The sequence below is a fragment of the Methylobacterium sp. NPDC080182 genome, assembly GCF_050281105.1.
In the GTDB taxonomy this organism is placed as follows: domain Bacteria; phylum Pseudomonadota; class Alphaproteobacteria; order Rhizobiales; family Beijerinckiaceae; genus Methylobacterium.
Genome location: NZ_JBNNWO010000013.1, coordinates 90,666 through 109,292, shown reverse-complemented (window position 1 = coordinate 109,292; position 18,627 = coordinate 90,666). Strand labels below are relative to the sequence as shown.

Sequence of the window (18,627 nt, the reverse complement as noted above, 5' to 3'; positions counted from 1 at the left end):
CTTCCGCCGCGCTGGTGCGACCGCCGCTGGGCGCAGCGACGACCTCTCATCCTCAAGGGCCCGCGACGACGGGGCGGCCAGCGGCCGAACGGGGTCCGCCGTCATGCGGGCGTCTCGAGGAGGACCCGCCGCGGACCTGTCCTGCCGCCCCGGGTTCCTGCCTCGCCGGAGAGCTTGGCACTTCACGGGGGTGTGAGAGGCTGCAAAGAGGGCGATCGCCCCTACGCCTTTCGGCTACCCCGACCGTCCCGGCCCCCGGGCTCTACTCGCCGCTGCGCGCGGTGGGACGGGCGTCAGCGCGGCGCCTGTCCCGCCAGCGGTGAGGTCTCGTCGACGAACGTCAGCTTGGCGGCGACCCGCTCCGCCAGGACCCGGCGGCGCGCGGCGAAGAGGGGCTTGAGGATCGGGTTGCCTTTCAGGAAGGCCGCGATCCTGGAGCGGGACGTGAAGATGGTCGACTCGAAAGGTTTCCGCGAGACGGCGTTCGGGACGAGCGCGCGACCGCATGTCAGGGCGCCGCGCTCGAAGAAGTAGGCCCAGTTGTCCGACGTCACCGCGACCGGGCGGTTGGCCCGCAGGATCCCCTCGGCCGCCGACCGGGTGATCACGTAGGCTGCGGCCGTGCCGAGGCTGCTCATGTCCATGGGCAGGCACAACCGGTATTCGCCGATGGTGACGGTGTCGACCGAGCTGAACGGCCCGACCGTCTCGGCCCAATTGAAGAGCAGGACGACGTCGCCGGGCCGCAAGGCGGCCTCGATGCCGGCCACGATCTGATGGATCTGCGGCGGCAGAACGACGTCATCCTCGACGATGAGCGCGTGGGGCAGGTCGAGCGCGATCATCCGCTCGTAGGCGCTCATGTGGGACAGCGCGCACCCAATCTGACCGGCCGTCAGGTCGGGTTGGAACGGGGCGTTCGGATCCGGGACCGGGCCTTCATAGCCGGTGATCTCGCAGCGCGGCCCCCACACCTCGGCGAGGTGCCGGGATAGGTAGGCGTGCCGTTCGCGGAACCGGGGCAGGGAGATCCCGAAGCAGTACATCGTAGTCACCTCTGATGGGGCCCGTCGGGCCGGCCGCGTTCGGCGGCCGTGATCCTTCCCGACCGCGTCCACGGCTCCGGCCGTCCGGATCTGCGCCGGGGTCCGGACAGCGCTCGGGCCTGCGAGCTCAATCGCGGGCGGCCGGGTCGCTCCCGTCGACGGTCGGCGACCGCACCACCGGCAGGATCGCCGCCAGCAGGAGCTGGTGGAGACCGTGATTGACGAAGAGCGGGCACTCGAAACAGACCAGGACGAAGAGCTGGCTCATGAACAGGATCGGCCACGCCTCGACGTAGCCGGAGGAGCGCGCGAAATGGGCGATCACCCGGCGCGCGGTGTCGAGCAGCGCGGCCGTGAAGAGGACCAGGCCGACGATCCCGAACGCCACGGCCGTGTCGATGAAGTTGTTGTGGAAGAACCACAGCTTCTGCTTCGTGACGAAGTGCAGGTAGGCGGCCGTGGTGAGCGGGCTCTCCCAGTAGGCCTTGTAGCCGATGCCGATGAGCGGCTCCCGCCAGAACTGGTCGAGGCCGAACTGCCAGAGGATGGTGCGGCCGGTCAGCGTGGTGTCCTTGCCGAGATCCGACAGCACGCTCGCCGAGATGTCGGCGCCCCGCGCGGCGACGACGAGGATCCCGACGCCCGCCAGGGCGATGGCGATGCCGAGGCAGAAGCCCGTCACGTGCTTGCCCTGGCGCCACGCGAAGATCGCGGCGAGCGGCAACAGCCCCGCGGCGGCCGCCACCAGGGCCGTGGCCGAGTGCGTCGACACGAGGAGCGCCAGGGCCAAGCAGAATCCGAACGCGGTCAGGAGACGGTTCCAGCCCTGCAGGAACAGGCAGGCCGCGCAGAGGATCTGGAGGCTCGACAGGGATCCGAGGACGTTCTTGTGCGAGTAGATCCCGGCCCAGTTGCCGTCCGTCCCGCGCGTCAGGGCGGGCGCCGCCACCGTGAGAAAGGCCGACAGGAGCTGTCCCGCCAGGAGGCCCAGGAAGACGATCCTGACGAGGCGGGACAGGCCCATCGTCGTCCGCAGGGTGATGCCGGCCACGATCGTCGCGAGCAGCTGGAGCCCGTGATAGGCCGAGAGGCCGGGCGTGAGGGACCACAGGGCGGACGCGATCGCCAGGAGCGGCCAGCTGAGCAGCAGCAGACGGCTGCCGAACAGGGTGGCGGCGAGGTCGCGGCGCATGACCAGGAACGCGAAGGCGATCAGGTCGCTGCCGATCCAGATCGCCTTGTCGACGCCCGGCAGCTTGATCTGCTCGCCGACCACCGGGGCGAAGAGGAACAGGACGATCCACGCGGCGGCGGCCACGCCGAGCCGCGGCATGGCCTCGGCCCCGCCATCGCCCGGTGCGCCCGAATGGGCCCAGCGGTGATCCGTTCCGTACGGCCCGCCCGGTGACCAAGCGAGGCCGCCGGCAGGACCGTGTCCGAGGCCCGTCAAGTGTCGTGGAAACGCCATCGCTCGATCTCAGACGCCCCGGGTGAGGCGGTGTCCCATCCGCCCCGCGGCCTGACACCGCTCGAGGCTGCCGCGGACACGCCCCCTCGCGAGTCGACGCTATCCCGGGCATCCCGGACTCAAGAACTCGACCAAACGAGGTAGCGGCGGCGCGGCACTCGGGGACGACCGGATCGATGCGCGGTCCCGCCCGGCCGATGAAACAGCTCGGCCCGGCCTCGTGGGATAGGATGCCGCACCGAAGATCGGCCGCCGCGACGTGAGCGGCCCGGTATCTTCGGCGCCAATGTATGAATTCATACATTTATCCGCGTCGAAGGCACCGAAATCCGGTGTGCGGCCCGCTCTCAGTCGAAGATCTGGGCAGTCGCGACGGAACTCACGGGACGATTAGGCACTTGGGAGATCGATAAATCCTGGAGGAGCGTTTGATGAAGGTCTCTCACCTGGCCGGCGCGGTTGCGCTTCTGGCCCTCGCTGCCGGGCCCGCCCTCGCGGCCCCGTGCAACACCGGAACCACGAAGTCGAACAGCCCCGATCAGCAGGCATCGAATCCCAAGAGCTCCGACGTCGACAAGTCGAGCAAGAATCTCGCTGGCGGCAACCAGCCCGCGTCGCCCGGCACGGTCGGTGCCATGAACAACGTGGGCGCCAATCAGACCGCCGACCGTCAGGCGCAGACGGACGCCGGCTCCAAGTCGAACTCGACCGATCCGGCCGCCGCGAACCTGGCCGGCGGCAACCAGCCCGCGTCGCCCGGCACGGTCGGCGCCATGAACAAGGCCGCCGCCGATCGGCAGACCGCCCCGGTCTCCGGCAACGATTGCTGATCCGAACCGACATAATCCCAGAAGACCGGAAGCCCGCCTCGCACCGTCGAGGCGGGCTTTCGCGTTCCCGAGCACCCGCGAGGCCCGACCCACGACCGGAACCGAGCGTGACAGTTTGAGCTGGTCGAGTTCGGGTGTATTTGGCACCGAAACCGGGTAGATTCGGCAATCGGTTCAGGGGAGGAGAGCGACGTGCGTGGTCGCCGGGCGCTGCTGCTCATCGGAGGGGTCCTGCTCGCGGCGGCCGGTCTCGCGGTCACGCCGACGGGCGAGCGCCTCCGGGCCGATGCCGGCCCGATCATCGCCGAGGTCCGGGCGCGCGTCGCGGCGCTGATCCCCGAGCGGCGAGAGAACCTGTCGGCGGCGGCGCAGCTTCCCGCGCCGCGCACCGCCATCGAGGACGGCCGGACGCTGGTCCGGCTGACGCCGGCCGAGCGCGCCCGGATCGGCCTCGTCGCCGAGGCGCGTCCCGCCGTCCTGCACCGCCAGGAACTGACGGCCTACGGCAGCGTCCTCGACCTCGCCCGCATCACCGAGCTGACCAACAGCTACGCCGGCGCCGTGGCGGCGCTCCAGACGGCCCGCGCCCGGGTCGAAGTCTCGGCCAGCGCCGCCCGCCGGGCGCGGACCCTCGGCGCCGGCGTGGTGGCGGTGGCGCAGATCGAGACCGCCGAGGGCACGCTCCTGACCGATCAGGCGTCGGTCACGGTGGCGGAATCGCAGTTGCGCACCTTCGCGGCGACGGCGCGCCAGGAATGGGGGCCGGTGCTCGGAAAGGCGATCATCGAGCGGTCGCCGCTGGTGACGCGCCTGATCGAGCGGGCCGATTTCCTCATGCAGGTGACGTTGCCGCCGGGGGAGACTCTGCCGGAGGCGCCCAAGGCCGCTTTCGCCGAGGTGCCGCCGCAGAGCGAGCGGGTCGCTCTCCGGCTGGTCTCGCCGGCGACGCGGACCGATCCGCGGATCCAGGGGCAGAGCTTCTTCTATCTCGTCTCCGGCGACAGCGGTCTCCTGCCCGGGACCAGCACGATGGCGTTCCTGCCGGCGCCGCGCGCGGTGAAGGGCGTCCTCGTGCCGGAGGACGCCGTCGTCCACGGCGAGGGCGGCACCTGGGTGTATCGCGGGACCGGCGACGGCGCCTTCGTGCGTCACCCGGTGCGGCCGGACGCGCCGATGTCGGCCGACGCCTTCGTGGTCGAGGATCTGGCGGACGGCAGCGAGATCGTGCTGCGGGGCGCGCAGGCGCTCCTGTCCGAGGAGATGAAGAGCCGCATCCGCGTCGTGGGCGACGACGATGACTGAGCCGCCCGCTGCCGCCGGTCGCGGCGGTCCGCAGGCGGCCCTCGTCGGTTTCGCCGTCCGGCTGCCCAGGGTGGTCCTGGCCCTGGCCTGCGCCGTCCTCGTCTTCGGGCTCTACGCCCTCTCGGGGGCGCGCTACGACGTGTTCCCGGAATTCGCGCCGCCGACCGTGACCATCCAGACCGAGGCGCCGGGCCTCGATTCGGAGCAGGTCGAGGTGCTGGTCACGCAGCCCGTGGAGGTGTCGGTCGGCGGCCTGCCGGGCCTGGAGACCCTGCGCTCCACCTCGATCCAGGGCCTGTCGGTGATCACCGCCGCGTTCCGGTCCGGCAGCGACGTCGACCGCATCCGCCAGCGGGTCAACGAGCGCCTGGCGGCGCTCGCCGGCCGCCTGCCGGCCGGCGTGGCGGCGCCCGCCATGACCCCGCTGACCTCCTCGACGCTGACCGTGCTCCTCGTGGGTCTCACCTCCGAGACCCGCGACGCCATGGACCTGCGCCAGGTCGCGGAGTGGACCGTGCGGCGGCGGCTCCAGGCGGTGCCCGGCATCGCCCAGGTCTCGATCTACGGCGGCGGCGTGCGCGCCCTGCAGATCCAGGTCCGCCCCGACGACCTGATCCGCTTCCAGATCGGCCTCAACGACGTCCTCACGGCCGCCCGCAAGGGGACCGGCGTGCGCGGGGCGGGCTTCGTCGACACGCCGAACCAGCGCGTCCTGCTCCGGACCGAGGGGCAGTCGCTCACCCCGGAGGCGCTCGGGCAGATCGTGCTCCACAACGACGGCGGGGCGAGCGTGGTGCTCTCCGACGTGGCGACCGTCACGGCCGCGCCCGAGCCGGCGATCAGCGCGGCGCTCGTGGACGGCAGGCCCGGCGTGCTGCTGATGATCGGCGCGCAGGTGGGCGTCGACACCCGCGCCGTGACCGCCCGCCTGGAGGCGGCCCTCGACGAGCTGCGCCCGGTCCTGAAGCGCGACGGCGTGAGCCTGCGGGCCGACCTGTTCCGGCCGGCGAACTTCGTGGACGTGGCCACCGGCAACGTGATCGAGGCGCTGGCGCTCGGCGGCGTGCTGGTGGTGGTCGTGCTCCTCGTCTTCCTCGCGGACTGGCGGGCGGCCCTGATCAGCGCCACGGCGATCCCGCTGTCGCTGATCGCCGCCGCCCTCGCCCTCCAGGCCTGGGGCGAGAGCCTCAACACGATGACCCTCGGCGGCCTCGCCCTCGCCATCGGCGAGGTCGTCGACGACGCGGTGATCGGCGTCGAGAACGTCGCGCGCCGGCTGCGGGAGTCGCGGGGCGGACGCCGCGGCCTGCCGCGCGTGGTGCTCGCCGCGATGCTGGAGGTGCGGACCTCGGTCGCCTACGCGACCCTCGCGGTGATCCTGATGTTCCTGCCGGTCCTGGCGCTGACCGGCGTCGCCGGCCGCCTGTTCGGGCCGCTGGCGCTCGCTTACATCGCGGCCGTCGTCGCCTCGCTCCTCGTGGCGCTCACGGTCACGCCGGCCCTGGCGCTCCTGCTCCTCGGGGGCCGGATGGGGCGCGACTCCGGCGCCGCGCCGCCCGATCCGCCCGTGGTGCGCTGGAGCCGCGCCGCCTACCTGCGGCTGCTCGCCGGGATCGGGCGGGTGCCGCGGGTCGCCATGGCGGGCGCCCTGCTGGTCACCCTCGCGGGCGCCGCCGTCCTGCCGACCCTCGGCGCGGTGTTCCTCCCCGACCTGAAGGAGGGGCACATGATCCTGCACATGGTCGCCATCCCCGGCACCGCGCTGCAGGAATCGGAGCGGCTCGGGACGCTGATCACCGGCGACCTGAAGGAGATCCCCGGGGTGCGCGCCGTGGCGGCGCAGATCGGCCGGGCCGAGGCCGCCGAGGACACCGCCGGGCCGCACTACAGCGAGATCCACATCGACCTCGAGCCCGGGCTCGACGGCGCCGCCCAACGCCGGGTCGAGGGCGCCATCCGGCAGCTGATCGCCGGCTTCCCGGGGGCCGCCTTCTCGCTCAAGACGTTCCTCACCGAGCGCATCGAGGAGACGGTCTCGGGCTTCACCGCGCCGGTCGTGGTCAACGTGGTCGGCAGCGACCTCGACCGGATCGAGGCGGCCGCCCGCTCGGTGGCGCAGGAACTCTCGGAGGTGAAGGGTGCCCGGGACGTCCAGCAGGCCTCGCCGGCCGGGCTGCCGCAGGTCACGGTGGCGCTGCGCCCGGTGGACCTGCGGCACTGGGGGCTCGACCCTGTGGAGGTGCTGGAGGCCGTGCGCACCGCCTACCAGGGCGACACGGTTGGCCAGACCTATCGCGGCAACGCCGTGTTCAACGTGCTGGTGATCCTCGACGCCCGCGTGCGGGACCGCCTCAGCGCGGTGGGCGACCTGCCCCTGCGGACGCCGGGCGGGCGCTACGTCCGGCTGTCGCAGGTCGCCGACGTCTACGAGAGCGCCGGCCGCTACCAGGTCCAGCATCTCGGCGCGCAGCGGGTGCAGGCGGTGACCGCCAACGTCGCCGACCGCGACGTCGCGGGCTTCGTGGCGGCGGCCAAGCGCAAGATCGCCCGCGAGGTGCGGCTGCCGGAGGGGGTCTACGTGACCTTCTCGGGGGCCGCCGAGGCGCAGGCGGCCGCCCGCCGCGACCTGCTGGTCCATGCCGGGATGGCCGGCTTCGGCATCGTGGTCCTGCTGGCGATCGTCACCGGCTCGGCGGCGAACCTGCTCCTCGTCCTCGTCAACCTGCCCTTCGCGTTCGTGGGCGGCGTCGCGGCCGTGGCGCTCACCGGCGGTGTGCTGTCGCTGGGCTCGATCGTCGGCTTCGTGACCCTGTCGGGCATCTCGCTGCGCAACAGCGTGATGCTGATCGCCCATTACGAGCAGATGGTCACCCGGGACGGGCGCGCCTGGGACGCCGCCACGGCGGCGGCGGGCGCCGCGGACCGGATGGTGCCGATCCTGATGACGTCCCTGGTGACGGGCCTCGGCCTGCTGCCGCTGGCGCTCGGGGCCGGGGAGCCCGGCCGCGAGATCGAGGGCCCGATGGCCCTGGTGATCCTCGGCGGCCTGATCACCTCGACGGTGCTGAACCTGCTGGTCCTGCCGGTGATGGCGCTGCGCTACGCCCGGTTCCGGCGCGCGGACCCCGCGGATCTCGAACTGACCGCGGTCGGGTCCTGAGGCCGCGGTTCGCCGGCGGCCCTACCACCAGCTCGCGCGGGTCTCGGGCGCGGGCGGCCGGCTGCTCGCCACCGGGCGCAGGGAGTGGTCGAGGGCGGCGAGCACGCGGCGCACGGCCTCCTCGTAGGTCGCCGCCACCGGTTCGCGCGGCCGGGCGAGCGCGACCGGGACGGTCTCGTCGAGGCGCCCGGGCCGCGGGCGCATCACCACCACCCGGTCGGCCAGGGTGACGGCCTCCCCGACATCGTGCGTGACGATCAGGATCGTCGGCTTCGACTCGGCCCAGAGACCGAGGAGCTGGTCGTGCAGCCCCTTGCGGGTGAAGGCGTCGAGGGCCGAGAACGGCTCGTCGAGGAGCAGCACCCGCGGCCGCGCCACGAAGGCGCGGGCGATCGCCACGCGCTGCTGCTGGCCGCCGGACAGCTCCCGCGGCCAGCGACCGCCGTGCTCGGCGAGCCCGACGCGCTCCAGGGCGTGGGCGACGCGGGCGCGGCGCTCGGACCGGGACAGGTCGGCGAGGCCGAAGCCGACATTGCCGGCCACGTCGAGCCAGGGCAGCAGGCGCGGCTCCTGGAAGACGACGCCCACGCTCGGATGGGGCGCGCGGATCGTCTCGCCGTCGACCGCGACGGCGCCCGCGCTCGCGTGGTCGAGCCCCGCGATCAGCCGGAGCAGGGTCGTCTTCCCGCAGCCCGAGCCGCCGATCAGCGCGACGATCTCGCCCTGCTCGACCGACAGGTCGATGCCCGCGAGCGCCTGCGTGCCGTCCGCGTAGGTCTTGGAGAGGTCGTCGACGGTCAGCACGGGCGTCTCTCGGCGGGCGTGGCGTGGGGATCGCGGCGCGGGGCGGCCTCCCGGTCCGCGGCGCGCGTCCGCACCGGAGACGCGGTCACAGGCTGTCCCGCACGGTATCCTGCCACCGGGTCAGGGGGGCTGTCAGCGTGACCAGGGCCATGTCGGCCGCCTTGCCGACGAGGGCGAAGGCGATGATCGCCGCCACGATCTGATCGGGCTTGCTGAACTGCTGGCCGTCCACCAGCAGGTAGCCGAGCCCCTCCGAGGCGCCCATCAGCTCCGCCGCCACGACGAACAGGAAGCCGAGGCCGAGCCCCGTGCGCAGGCCCACCAGGGTCGCCGGCAGCACGGCCGGCAGCAGGATCCGGCGGGCGAGGGCGAGGCGGGACAGGCGGAAGATCCGGCCGACCTCGACCAGCTTGCGGTCGACCGAGGCGATCGCGCCCGAGACGCCGACATAGACCGGGAAGAACACCCCCACGGCGATCAAGAGGACCTTCGGCGTCTCCAGGATGCCGAACCACAGGATGAAGAGCGGCACCCAGGCGAGCGACGGGACGGCCCGCAGCGCCTGCAGGCTCGGGTCGAGGAGCCAGCGCAGCGGCGGGACCGTGGCCACGAGGGCGCCGGCCAGGATCCCGGCCGCCGCGCCGCAGAGGAAGCCGAGGCCGACCCGCACGAGGGTCGCCTCGACATGCATCCAGAGATCGCCCGAGACGGCCAGGGCCCAGAGGGTCGCGGCGATCCGGCTCGGCGGCGGGAGCAGCCGCCCCGACGCCGCGCCGCTCGCGACCGCGATCTCCCAGCCGATCGCCAGGACGAGCGGCAGCAGCAGACCCAGGCCGGCGCGACCGCCCCGCCGCAGAAGCGGCACGCGGCCGCTCACTGTCCGGCGACGGGATTGAAGCGCGCGTCGAGCAGCCCGTCGACGGCGGCGGACACGTCGGTGCCCGCCGGGATGATCCCGGCCTGCTGCAGGGCGGTGCCGGCCGCCTTGATCGACTGCGCCTGGGCCGGGCCGATCGCCGGCTGGGAGAGGTCGGTCCGCTCGAGCTGCCGGGCGATCACCGGCTCGGGCAGCTTGGTGGCCGCCACGAGGGCCGCCGCGAGCGCCTGCGGGTTGGCCAGCGCGTAGGCGCGCGCCCGCTCGTAGGCCGCGATCACCGTCCGGACGAGGTCGGGATGGGCGGTGGCGAAGTCCTCCCGGACGTCGAGCAGGCCCCAGGTGTTCGCCGCGGCGTCGCGGTAGACCAGCACGTCGCCGTTCTCGATCTCGGCCGCCGCCATCATCGGGTCGAGGCCGGCCCAGGCATCGACGTCGCCGCGGTCGAGGGCGGTCCGCCCGTCCGCGTGCTGCAGCAGCACGAGCTTGGCGTCGCGCTCGGTGAGGCCGGCGCCCTGGAGCGCGCGGATCAGGAAGATGTGCGGATCGGTGCCCCGGGTGACGGCGACGCGCTTGCCCTTCAGGTCGGCGGGCTTGGTGATGCCGCTGTCCTTGCGGGTCACGAGCGCCGTCCATTCGGGGCGCGAGTAGGCGTAGATCGCCTTGATCGGGTTGCCGTTGATGCGCGCCACGAGGGCCGCCGCGCCGGCCGCCGACCCGAAATCGATGGCGCCGGCGTTCAGGAACTCGAGGGCCTTGTTGGAGCCGAGCGACTGGACCCAGCGGACCTTGATGCCGCGCGGCGCCAGCGCCTCCTCCAGGAAGCCCTTCTCCTTCAGAAGCAGGCCGACCGGGTTGTAGGTCGCCCAGTCCAGGCGGATCTCCTTCGGGTCGTCGGCGCGGGCCTCGCGCGGCGCGAGCGCGCCGAGGCAGGCCAGGGCGAGGCCGGCGGCCAGGAGGGATCGGCGGGTGGAGCGCATGGTCGGGCCTGATGTCGTGGCGAAACGGAGGGCGGGGTGCGGGGCCGGCGCGGGGCAGGGGATCCGCGCCGCGGCGCGGTCCCGAGCGGTCTCGTCCGGGCGGCTGGGTTCAGGGACGCGGCGCCGTCGGCGAGACGATCGGCCGGGCGCATCCGGCGCGTCCGAGACCCGGGACCGCCCCGATCGCGCGATCCGCGCCGACACATCCCCCGGCTGCGGGATCACGCCCGGTCCGCCCCTGCGTCTTCATCGTACCTGCGCGGCCCTCGGCGTAACTGTGAATACAAGATCCTGTCGGCCGGTCGCGGAGTCAACAAAAGGGCTTTCTCTACTTCGCGGCGTCGAAGCAAGAATTTTCGGTCGGCCGACCCAGGACGAGAAGAATTTACGCGTCCGCGCGCGCGAGGAGCGGCGTCTGTCCTCCCGGGCCGCGCCGCGGCCACGCTGGAGCCGCGCGGCCCGCACTCACGTGATACCGCGGCTTCGGGCTGACGGGTCCTTCCGGCGCCCGAAGGCGCGCCAGGGTGGCGGCTGCCACGACGGTTGAACCGCCGGCGCTCGACTGTCGGAAGCGATCCGCGCCCGCGCCAGGACTGTAACCGTTGCCGCATCGCCGAGCGACGTGCAGAGTTCGATGTCTCTGGCACGGGGGGAACTCTGCCATGGTCTCGAGAATCGTCGTGATCGGCGGCGGCTTCGCCGGTCTGTGGGCCGCCGCCGCCGCGGCGCGCGCCCGGACCGAGTTCGGCCTCGGCGACCGCGTCGCGGTCACGGTGATCGCGCCGGACCCGTTCCACGTCATCCGGGTCCGCTGCTACGAGACCGATCTCGGCGCCCTGCGCGTACCCCTCGACGACGTTCTCGGGCCGATCGGCGTGGAACGCCGCGAGGCGCGCGCGATCGACATCGACCCCGCGGCGCGCACGGTCACGGTCGAGTCCGCGGCGTCGTCCGCGGTGTCGTCCGCGGTGTCGTCCGCGGTGTCGTCCGCGGTGTCGTCCGCGGCGTCGTCCGCCGCGTCGTCGGGCGTCGTCGAGACGCTGGCGTACGACCGCCTCATCCTCGCCGCCGGAAGCCTGCTGTGGCGCCCCGAGATCCCGGGAATCGCGGGCGCCTTCGATGTCGACACCTTCGCGGGGGCCCAGGCCCTCGCGGCGCATCTCGATCGTCTCGGTGACCCGGGCGGGCCGGATGAGGCCGGCCGCTGGACCGCCGTCGTCATCGGCGGCGGCCTGGTGGGACTGGAACTCGCCTGCGAGCTGCCCGCCCGGCTCGCCGCTGCCAGGGACCGGGCCGGGGCCACGGGTCCGGTGCGGACCATCCTGATCGACCACGCGCGCGAAGTCGGGAGCGCCATGGGCGCGGCGGCCCTGCCGGGGATCCGCGAGGCCTTGCGCGATGCCGGCGTGACCTGCATCGGCGGTGCGCGGGTCGGTGCCGTCGATCGCGCCGGGGTAACGCTGGCGGACGGGACGCGCCTGCCGGCGTGGACGAGTGTCTGCGCCACCGGCATGCGGGCGAGCCCGCTAGGCGGCACGCTCGGCCTCCCCCTCGACCCGCTCGGGCGCCTGCCCGTCGACGCCTTCCTGGCCGTCCAGGGGCTCGCTGGCGTCTACGCGGCCGGCGACATCGCCTCGGCTGCGGCGGACGATGCCGGTCATCGCACGGTGATGTCGTGCCAGCACGCCCGGCCGATGGGTCGGTTCGCGGGTTTCAACGCGGTCTGCGATCTCGCCGGCCGGCCGGAGCGGCGGCTGCGCTTCGCCGCGCCCGACTACGTCACCGTGCTGGATCTGGGCGCCTGGGGGGCGGTCTACACCGCCGGCTGGGATCGCGGCACGCTGGTCTCGTCGGGCGCCGCCGCGAAGGCGACGAAGCGGATCATCAACGGCACGCGCATCTATCCGCCCCTCGACCGCGACGCCGCGTCCATCCTGGCCGCGGCCGCGCCGATCATCCAGGCCGCGCCCGCGACGCAGGCCGCGCGATGACGCCGGCCCGATCGCGGCCGGTCCGGGAGTCCGGTCGTCGGCGGTCGATATCCTGCCGAAACCGCTCGAAGCGCCTCGGAAACTGGAACCGAGCCGGCGGAAGATTGTCGAGCCTTCCCGTCCGGACCTGCCGAGACTGATCGGGCCGCCACGAACTGTCCGGGATTCGCGCCGCCGCGCCGCCGATTAACCACCCATTAACCATACCAGAGATTGTATTAGCTATTGCCAAAATCCCGCCAGGGTAGAGCCATCATGGTCGCGGCCCCCACAGCCACGTGGTCCCACATCCTCTCGCAGGTCGCCGACAGCCTGGACCGCTTCGTCGAGGGACCGTCCGCCGAGATCCTGAAGCTCAAGCCGTCCTTCGACACGGTCGAGGGGCCGGCCGCGCTGTCCGGGCCGCGCATCGAGCCCGTCGCGCACCCGCCGATCCTGCCGGACCCCGCGGTCAACGACGCGGGCCCTGCGCCGGTCCCCTGCGAGTCCGAGGCGGTGTCGGACTGGATGAGCACGCTCGACATCATCACCGGCATGGCCGGCCGCGCCGAAGCGCAGAAGCAGCGCCTGCAGGAGCAGAGCATGTCGCACGAGGCCGCCCTGGCCGCCGCGCAGCGCGCGCTGGCGGAGACCCGGCACCGCCTGCAACTGTCCGAGATGCGCGTCCGCGAGGTCGAGGCCCGCGCCGATATCCGGCTGCAGCGCGTCCAGGCCGAGGCGGACGCCCAGGTGCAGGACATCCGCGCGGAGGCCGAGGCGCGCGTCCGGACGATCCGCGCGGAGGCCGAAGCCTGGGTCCGGGCCGCCGAGGAGCAGGTCCGCGTCGCCGACCTGCGCGCGGAGACCGCGGAGAAGTGGCTCGGCCGGATCGACGCGGCCGCCAAGGCGCTCCTTCTGGGCGGCCACGTGAGCCGCGGGCCGGCGGGCGCCTGAGGCCGAGTGCCGGGGCCGGACCATGGCCGCGCCGGGCACCCGGCCCCTCCGCGGCGCCGCTTCGGGCCGTCCGCCGGGACCCGTTTCCGGACGCGCTCCGCGCCGAGGACGAAGCGCCGCGGTCTCCCGCGCGGTCGAGGCCGGCTCGCCGATCCGCGGGTGGACCGTACCGATCCGGTCTGTCGCCGTCGCGGCACTCGCCCTGGCGCTGCCCCTCTGCGGCTGCGTCTCCGGCCGCGCCCCGTCCGCTGACATCGCCGTGGCGGAGCCTCCGACGGCCGCGCCGGCCGCGGCGCGGCCGCCCGATCCGGCCCTCGACCCGGCCCTCGATCCGGCCATCGTCGCGGATTCGTCCGGGTGGCGCCTGCGGCTCACCCACCTCTGAGGCGCGGCCTTCCCGGCACGGCCGATCTCTCGGCGGCCTCCGCGCCCGCTCAGAGTCCGAACGTCACCCGACCGCTTTCATCGATCCGCCAGGCCGGGTTCCAGGCGATCTCCCAGGCATGTCCGTCCGGATCGCTCAGATATCCGCGGAATCCGCCGTGGGGCGGTTCGTCGGCCGCGCGCAGGAGCGTCCCGCCCGCCGCGACGAGCCGCGCGATGGTGGGCGCGACGTCGCCGCGGTTCGGGACATTGTGGGCGAGGCAGAACGCGCTCGGGCTCGGTTCGCTCGCGCGCCGCATGTCCTGGTCGAGGTTGGGGTTCTGCCAGGTTCCGAGCATGAACCCGTTCATCTGGTAGAAGACGATCTCGTCGTTCTCGAACACGGGAGCCCAGCCGAAGCCGTCGCCGTAGAAGGCGCGCGACCGGCCGAGCGATGAGACGCCGAGCGTGATGACCGAGATCTGCTGCTGCATCGTCGGATCCTAGCATCCGACACGGGCGCGTCGCGCGAAATCTCGAAGGCCTTGCGCCGTCGACACGATGCCAGTCGGCCAGCGCACGCGGTGGACGGGCCCATTCTCCGGCCGCGCGCTCGGCGCCGACGCGCCGCTCTCTCGATCCTCGGTCTTACAGAATGTTCACGTCGTCGAAGGGCAATTGTCAGCTAGGAAGTGCAACCCGGGAAACGGTCAGGGATTGACGAGGGGGAGAAGACTTGAAGAGCTCTCAGGCCCCGGCAGAGGGCGATCCACTGCAGAGAGTCGAGACGATGATCGATCCTGGCACTTTCCGCGAAGCCATTCTAGCTGTGGTTGTTCTTGGAGGAGGGGCTCTCGTGGTCGAACAGTACATCCGCACCCGCGCCTGGCCGCGCTCCCGGCAGAATGGCCCGGATTGCGGGGAGCGCACGCGCTGAGCCGCGCGCGACCCCGAACGATCCGGCGACGGAGCGGAGATCTCCGAGGCGGTCGGCACGAACCTCGAGGATCTCTGCGGCGGCGCGCGCGGGAGCGTCCGCCCGGATCGCGGCTGCCGCGCGGCGGCCGTGACGGAGGTCGACCGGGTTCGTCCGATACTGCCGGACGTCGCGGGTCGTAAGCAACGCGGTCCACGAATATTGCTCGCCGACCGCGTCGTCGCCTATTCTCGACGCTGAAGGCCCGCCAGGACCGGCCGGCGAATGAGGGCGCGATCATGGGCGCGAACATGGGCGCGAACCGGCGACACGCGGTCCCGGACTTCTCAGGCTACCCGGACCTCGTCGTGATCTATCTCGGGATGAAGGTCCGCACCCTGGCCGGCGTGAAGACCCTGCTCGGCTTCGGGCCGCGGATCGACAGGGTCGGCGCGGCGCGGCCAGAGGGCCTCCTGCACTACGAGAACAACATCATCTTCAGCCTGCGCCCGCTCCATGTCGGCATGCGCTGGTATTGGCGGGACATGGACAGCATGGTCGCGTGGTCCAAGTCCGAGCCGCACCGGATCTGGTGGCGGGATTTCCTGCGCGACACCCGCGGCGTCGGCATCTGGCACGAGACCTACCACATGCGCGGCGGCATGGAGGCGATCTACCACGACGTGGCCGAGCCGGTCGGATTCGCGGCGTTCATGCCGATGCAGGAGGCAAGGGGCTCGCTGGCGGCCCGGCACGGGCGTTACGCCTCGTCCGACCTGCGCGACCTCCCCGCCGACAACGCGCCGGACGCCGCAGTCCCGCGCTGAGGCGCCGGCCGCCCGGCCGGAGTTCCGGTGCGGCGGATGAGCCGTGCGCGACGCGGGGTCCGCCCGTGCGCACGGTTCGGCTGGACACCGGCCCGCGCGGAAGGCACGGAGCGGATCAGGCACGATGACGGTCGGTTCGATGAGACAGGGTACCCTGCGCCTCGGCGCGTTCTTCTACGCGACCGGCCACCACGTCGCCGGCTGGCGCCATCCCTCCAGCGAGGCCGACGGCGGGCTCGTCCTGGAGCGCTACGTCGGCTGGGCGCAGCGCGCCGAGGCCGCGAAGTTCGACCTCATCTTCCTGGAGGACGGGAGCGGGATCCGCGACCTCGACCTGCGGTCGAGCGAGCGCACCGCGCGCTCGACCCATTTCGAGCCGCTGACGCTGCTGTCGGCCCTCGCGGCGGTGACGCGCCGGATCGGTCTCGTCGCCACCACCTCCACCAGCTTCAACGAGCCCTTCAACGTCGCGCGCCGGTTCGCCTCCCTCGACCATCTCAGCGGCGGGCGCGCCGGCTGGAACCTCGTGACCTCCGCGACCGACGCGGAGGCGGCGAATTTCGGCGGCGACCGGATCGGCCGTCACGCCGACCGCTACGAGCGCGCCGAGGAATTCGCGGACGTGGTCCTCGGCCTCTGGAACACCTGGGACGACGGCGCCGTGATCATCGACCGCGCGAGCGGCCAGTTCTCGAAGCCGGACGGCTTCCGCCCGCTGGATCACCGGGGCAAGCATTTCGAGGTCCGCGGTCCGCTCAACATCTCGCGGACGCCGCAGGGCCAGCCCGTGCTGGTGCAGGCCGGCGCTTCCGGGCCCGGCAAGGACCTCGCGGCGCGGACCGCCGAGATCGTCTTCACCGCGAACCAGACGCTGGAGGAGGCGGTCGAGTTCTACGGCGATCTCAAGGGGCGCATGCCCGGCTTCGGTCGTGCGCCGGATGATCTGAAGATCATGCCCGGCCTGTTCCCCGTCGTCGGGCGCAGCGAGGCCGAGGCGCGGGCGAAGTTCGAGGCGCTGCAGGACCTGATCGACCCGGTGGTCGGGCTGGCGCTGCTCGGTCGCATGATCGGCGGCCACGATCTGTCGGGCTACGATCCCGAGGGGCCGGTGCCGGAGTTGCCCGAGACCGAAGGCATCAAGTCCCGCCAGCAGCTCATGTTCGACCTCGCCCGCCGCGAGGGCCTGACCCTGCGCCAGCTCTACCTGCGCATCGCCGGCGCGCGCGGCCACTCGCAGATCGTCGGCACGCCGGCCCAGATCGTTGACGAGATGGAGGCGCGGTTCCGGGCCGGCGGGGCGGACGGCTTCAACATCATGCCGCCGACGCTGCCCGGCGGCCTCGACGACTTCATCGCGCTGGTCCTGCCGGAGCTGCGGCGGCGCGGCCTGTTCCGCACCGAGTACGAGGGCCGGACGCTGCGGGACCATCTCGGCTCGCGCCCTCCGGCCGGGTTCGGCCCCGGTCGGGCCGCGGTGTAGCGGCGGGCCTCTTCCCGGGTCCGATCGGGCGAGGCGTCGCGACCCCCTGCGGCGTCTCGGCCCGCATCATGATTGCGCACAAGCGATCCCCGCTGTGGTACAGCCACGCCACGAGGGCCGAAGGCCGCCATCGGCGAGTCGTGACAGGGGCGACCGGGCATTGACGGATCAGCAGGAACGCACGCGTTTCGAGGCGGAATTCGCCCGCACCGACGCGAGCACCGACCCCTTCGTCTCCGCCGTCCGGGCGACGCGGATGCCGATGCTGATCACCGATCCCCATCAGCCGGACAACCCCATCGTCTTCGTCAACGCCGCCTTCTCCAAGTTGACCGGCTACGGCCACGACGAGATCATCGGCCGGAACTGCCGGTTCCTTCAGGGGCCCGAGACCAGCAAGGCCGACATCGCGAAGATCAGGGCGGCGATCGCCCGCCGCGTGCCGATCGAGATCGAGCTCCTGAACCATAAGAAGAACGGCGAGCTCTTCTGGAACCGGCTGCTGATCTCGCCGGTCTTCGATCGCGACGGGGAGCTCACCTACTTCTTCGCGTCGCAGTTCGACGTGACGCTGGAGCGGGAGAAGCTCGCGCGGATGCAGCGCGACCGGGAGGCGCTCGAGCAGGAGATCGAGCGCCGCACCAGCGACCTCACCCGCAGCGAGGAGCGGCTGCGATTCATCCTGAAGGCCGGACGTTTCGGCTCGTGGACCCTCGATCTCGCCGACATGCGGCTCGTGGCCTCCGAGACCTGCAAGGAGAATTTCGGGCGGGTGCCGGGCGAGGCGTTCAGCTACGAGGACCTGATCGCCGCGATCGAGCCCGAGGACCGGCCGCGCATGCAGGCGGCGGTGCAGACCTCGATCCGCGAGCACAGCGACTACGACATCGAGTACCGGGCGCGCACGCCCGGCGGCGAGCTTCGCTGGCTGCAGATCCGGGGTCAGACCTTCTACGACTCGGTCGGGCAGCCGCTGAGCATGGCCGGCGTCTCCATCGACGTGACCGAGCGCAAGCGCGCGGAGGAGCACCGCGCCCTCCTGGCCGACGAGTTGAATCACCGGGTGAAGAACTCGATGGCGACCATGCAGTCGATCGCGCACCAGACCCTGCGCAACGCCGCCTCCCTGGAGGAGGCGCACAGGACCCTCGACGCGCGGCTGCACTCGCTCTCGGCGGCCCACGACGTCCTGACCCGCCAGAGCTGGATCGGGGCCACGCTCGACGTCATCGTGGAGGGCACCCTCCAGGCGTTCCGGGGCGGGGCGGGCCAGCGCTTCCTGATCAACGGACCGGAGGTGTGGCTGACGCCGCGCCTGACGCTCGCCTTCACGATGGCGCTGCACGAACTGGCGACCAACGCCGTGAAGTACGGCGCCCTGTCGAACGACCGGGGGCGAGTGGTCCTGAACTGGGACGTGGTCGACGGGGCGACGCCGGCCCGTCTCTGGTTCCGCTGGGAGGAGGTCGGCGGACCCGCGGTGACGGCACCGGCCCGCGGCGGGTTCGGCACGCGCCTCATCGAGCGGGCGCTGGCCGCCGAGATGGGCGGCTCGGCCGAGATCGAGTACCGCCCCCGCGGCGTGGTCTTCACGCTGGACGCGCCGCTGCCCGACCGCGCGCCCGCCGCGGCGGAGGCGACGGTCTGAGGATC

15 protein-coding genes are annotated in these 18,627 nt (G+C 72.6%); 9 read left to right on the top strand and 6 right to left on the bottom strand.

The genetic code is table 11. The annotated features are described in order from the left end of the window. Nucleotides 1-293 precede the first annotated feature (293 nt). Nucleotides 294-1,046 (bottom strand): glycosyltransferase family 25 protein, encoded by a 753-nt coding sequence (locus tag ACQKQD_RS22310; protein WP_020093075.1) that lies wholly within the window; start codon nt 1,044-1,046, stop codon nt 294-296. Between the two features lie 127 nt (nt 1,047-1,173). After that, nucleotides 1,174-2,379, bottom strand: a complete 1,206-nt coding sequence (locus tag ACQKQD_RS22305; RefSeq protein ID WP_020093076.1) for an O-antigen ligase family protein — start codon at nt 2,377-2,379, stop codon at nt 1,174-1,176. Between the two features lie 566 nt (nt 2,380-2,945). Between ACQKQD_RS22305 and ACQKQD_RS22300 the strand changes: the two genes are divergently transcribed. The 3 genes from ACQKQD_RS22300 (at nt 2,946) to ACQKQD_RS22290 (ending at nt 7,806) form a co-directional block, all read left to right on the top strand. Then, nucleotides 2,946-3,344 carry a hypothetical protein gene (locus ACQKQD_RS22300; RefSeq protein ID WP_020093077.1) on the top strand — a complete coding sequence of 133 codons (399 nt, stop codon included), beginning with the start codon at nt 2,946-2,948 and terminating at the stop codon, nt 3,342-3,344. A gap of 192 nt (nt 3,345-3,536) precedes the next feature. Next, nucleotides 3,537-4,646 carry an efflux RND transporter periplasmic adaptor subunit gene (locus tag ACQKQD_RS22295; RefSeq protein ID WP_427509593.1) on the top strand — a complete coding sequence of 370 codons (1,110 nt, stop codon included), beginning with the start codon at nt 3,537-3,539 and terminating at the stop codon, nt 4,644-4,646. Next, nucleotides 4,639-7,806, top strand: a complete 3,168-nt coding sequence (locus ACQKQD_RS22290) for an efflux RND transporter permease subunit (RefSeq protein WP_427509592.1) — start codon at nt 4,639-4,641, stop codon at nt 7,804-7,806. Before ACQKQD_RS22295 ends, ACQKQD_RS22290 begins: the two co-directional genes overlap by 8 nt. Nucleotides 7,807-7,827: 21 nt before the next feature. On the opposite strand, the gene ACQKQD_RS22285 is transcribed toward ACQKQD_RS22290, so the two are convergent. The 3 genes from ACQKQD_RS22285 to ACQKQD_RS22275 form a co-directional block, all read right to left on the bottom strand. Continuing rightward, on the bottom strand, nt 7,828-8,610 hold the full coding sequence (locus tag ACQKQD_RS22285; RefSeq protein ID WP_427509591.1) for an ABC transporter ATP-binding protein: 783 nt from the start codon (nt 8,608-8,610) through the stop codon (nt 7,828-7,830). Nucleotides 8,611-8,695: 85 nt separating this feature from the next. Further along, on the bottom strand, nt 8,696-9,475 hold the full coding sequence (locus ACQKQD_RS22280) for an ABC transporter permease (RefSeq protein WP_244435397.1): 780 nt from the start codon (nt 9,473-9,475) through the stop codon (nt 8,696-8,698). Between the two features lie 8 nt (nt 9,476-9,483). Further along, nucleotides 9,484-10,464, bottom strand: a complete 981-nt coding sequence (locus ACQKQD_RS22275; protein ID WP_427509590.1) for an aliphatic sulfonate ABC transporter substrate-binding protein — start codon at nt 10,462-10,464, stop codon at nt 9,484-9,486. A 662-nt stretch (nt 10,465-11,126) separates the two neighbouring features. Here ACQKQD_RS22275 and ACQKQD_RS22270 point away from each other — a divergent pair. The 3 genes from ACQKQD_RS22270 to ACQKQD_RS22260 all read left to right on the top strand — a co-directional run bounded on the left by ACQKQD_RS22270 (nt 11,127) and on the right by ACQKQD_RS22260 (nt 13,773). Further along, on the top strand, nt 11,127-12,455 hold the full coding sequence (locus tag ACQKQD_RS22270) for an NAD(P)/FAD-dependent oxidoreductase (protein ID WP_427509589.1): 1,329 nt from the start codon (nt 11,127-11,129) through the stop codon (nt 12,453-12,455). A gap of 255 nt (nt 12,456-12,710) precedes the next feature. Next, entirely contained in the window at nt 12,711-13,388 is a 678-nt protein-coding gene (locus ACQKQD_RS22265) for a cell division protein DivIVA (RefSeq protein ID WP_427509588.1), read from the top strand. Between the two features lie 259 nt (nt 13,389-13,647). After that, the gene (locus ACQKQD_RS22260) at nt 13,648-13,773 is read left to right on the top strand and encodes a hypothetical protein (RefSeq protein ID WP_427509587.1); all 126 of its coding nucleotides are present in this window, start codon (nt 13,648-13,650) and stop codon (nt 13,771-13,773) included. A gap of 49 nt (nt 13,774-13,822) precedes the next feature. Here the strand turns inward: ACQKQD_RS22260 and ACQKQD_RS22255 are convergent, their stop codons facing one another. Continuing rightward, nucleotides 13,823-14,245: a VOC family protein gene (locus tag ACQKQD_RS22255; RefSeq protein ID WP_132368376.1), complete on the bottom strand. Its 423-nt coding sequence runs from the start codon at nt 14,243-14,245 to the stop codon at nt 13,823-13,825. Nucleotides 14,246-14,966: 721 nt separating this feature from the next. On the opposite strand from ACQKQD_RS22255, the gene ACQKQD_RS22250 reads away from it, so the two are divergent. From ACQKQD_RS22250 to ACQKQD_RS22240, 3 genes are all read left to right on the top strand, one after another. Next, nucleotides 14,967-15,494 carry a DUF4188 domain-containing protein gene (locus tag ACQKQD_RS22250; protein WP_427509586.1) on the top strand — a complete coding sequence of 176 codons (528 nt, stop codon included), beginning with the start codon at nt 14,967-14,969 and terminating at the stop codon, nt 15,492-15,494. 139 nt (nt 15,495-15,633) lie between these two features. After that, on the top strand, nt 15,634-16,974 hold the full coding sequence (locus ACQKQD_RS22245) for an LLM class flavin-dependent oxidoreductase (protein ID WP_026604917.1): 1,341 nt from the start codon (nt 15,634-15,636) through the stop codon (nt 16,972-16,974). Nucleotides 16,975-17,134: 160 nt separating this feature from the next. Continuing rightward, nucleotides 17,135-18,622, top strand: coding sequence for an HWE histidine kinase domain-containing protein (locus tag ACQKQD_RS22240; RefSeq protein WP_427509585.1), 1,488 nt, complete (start codon nt 17,135-17,137; stop codon nt 18,620-18,622). The last annotated feature ends 5 nt before the right edge of the window (nt 18,623-18,627 follow it).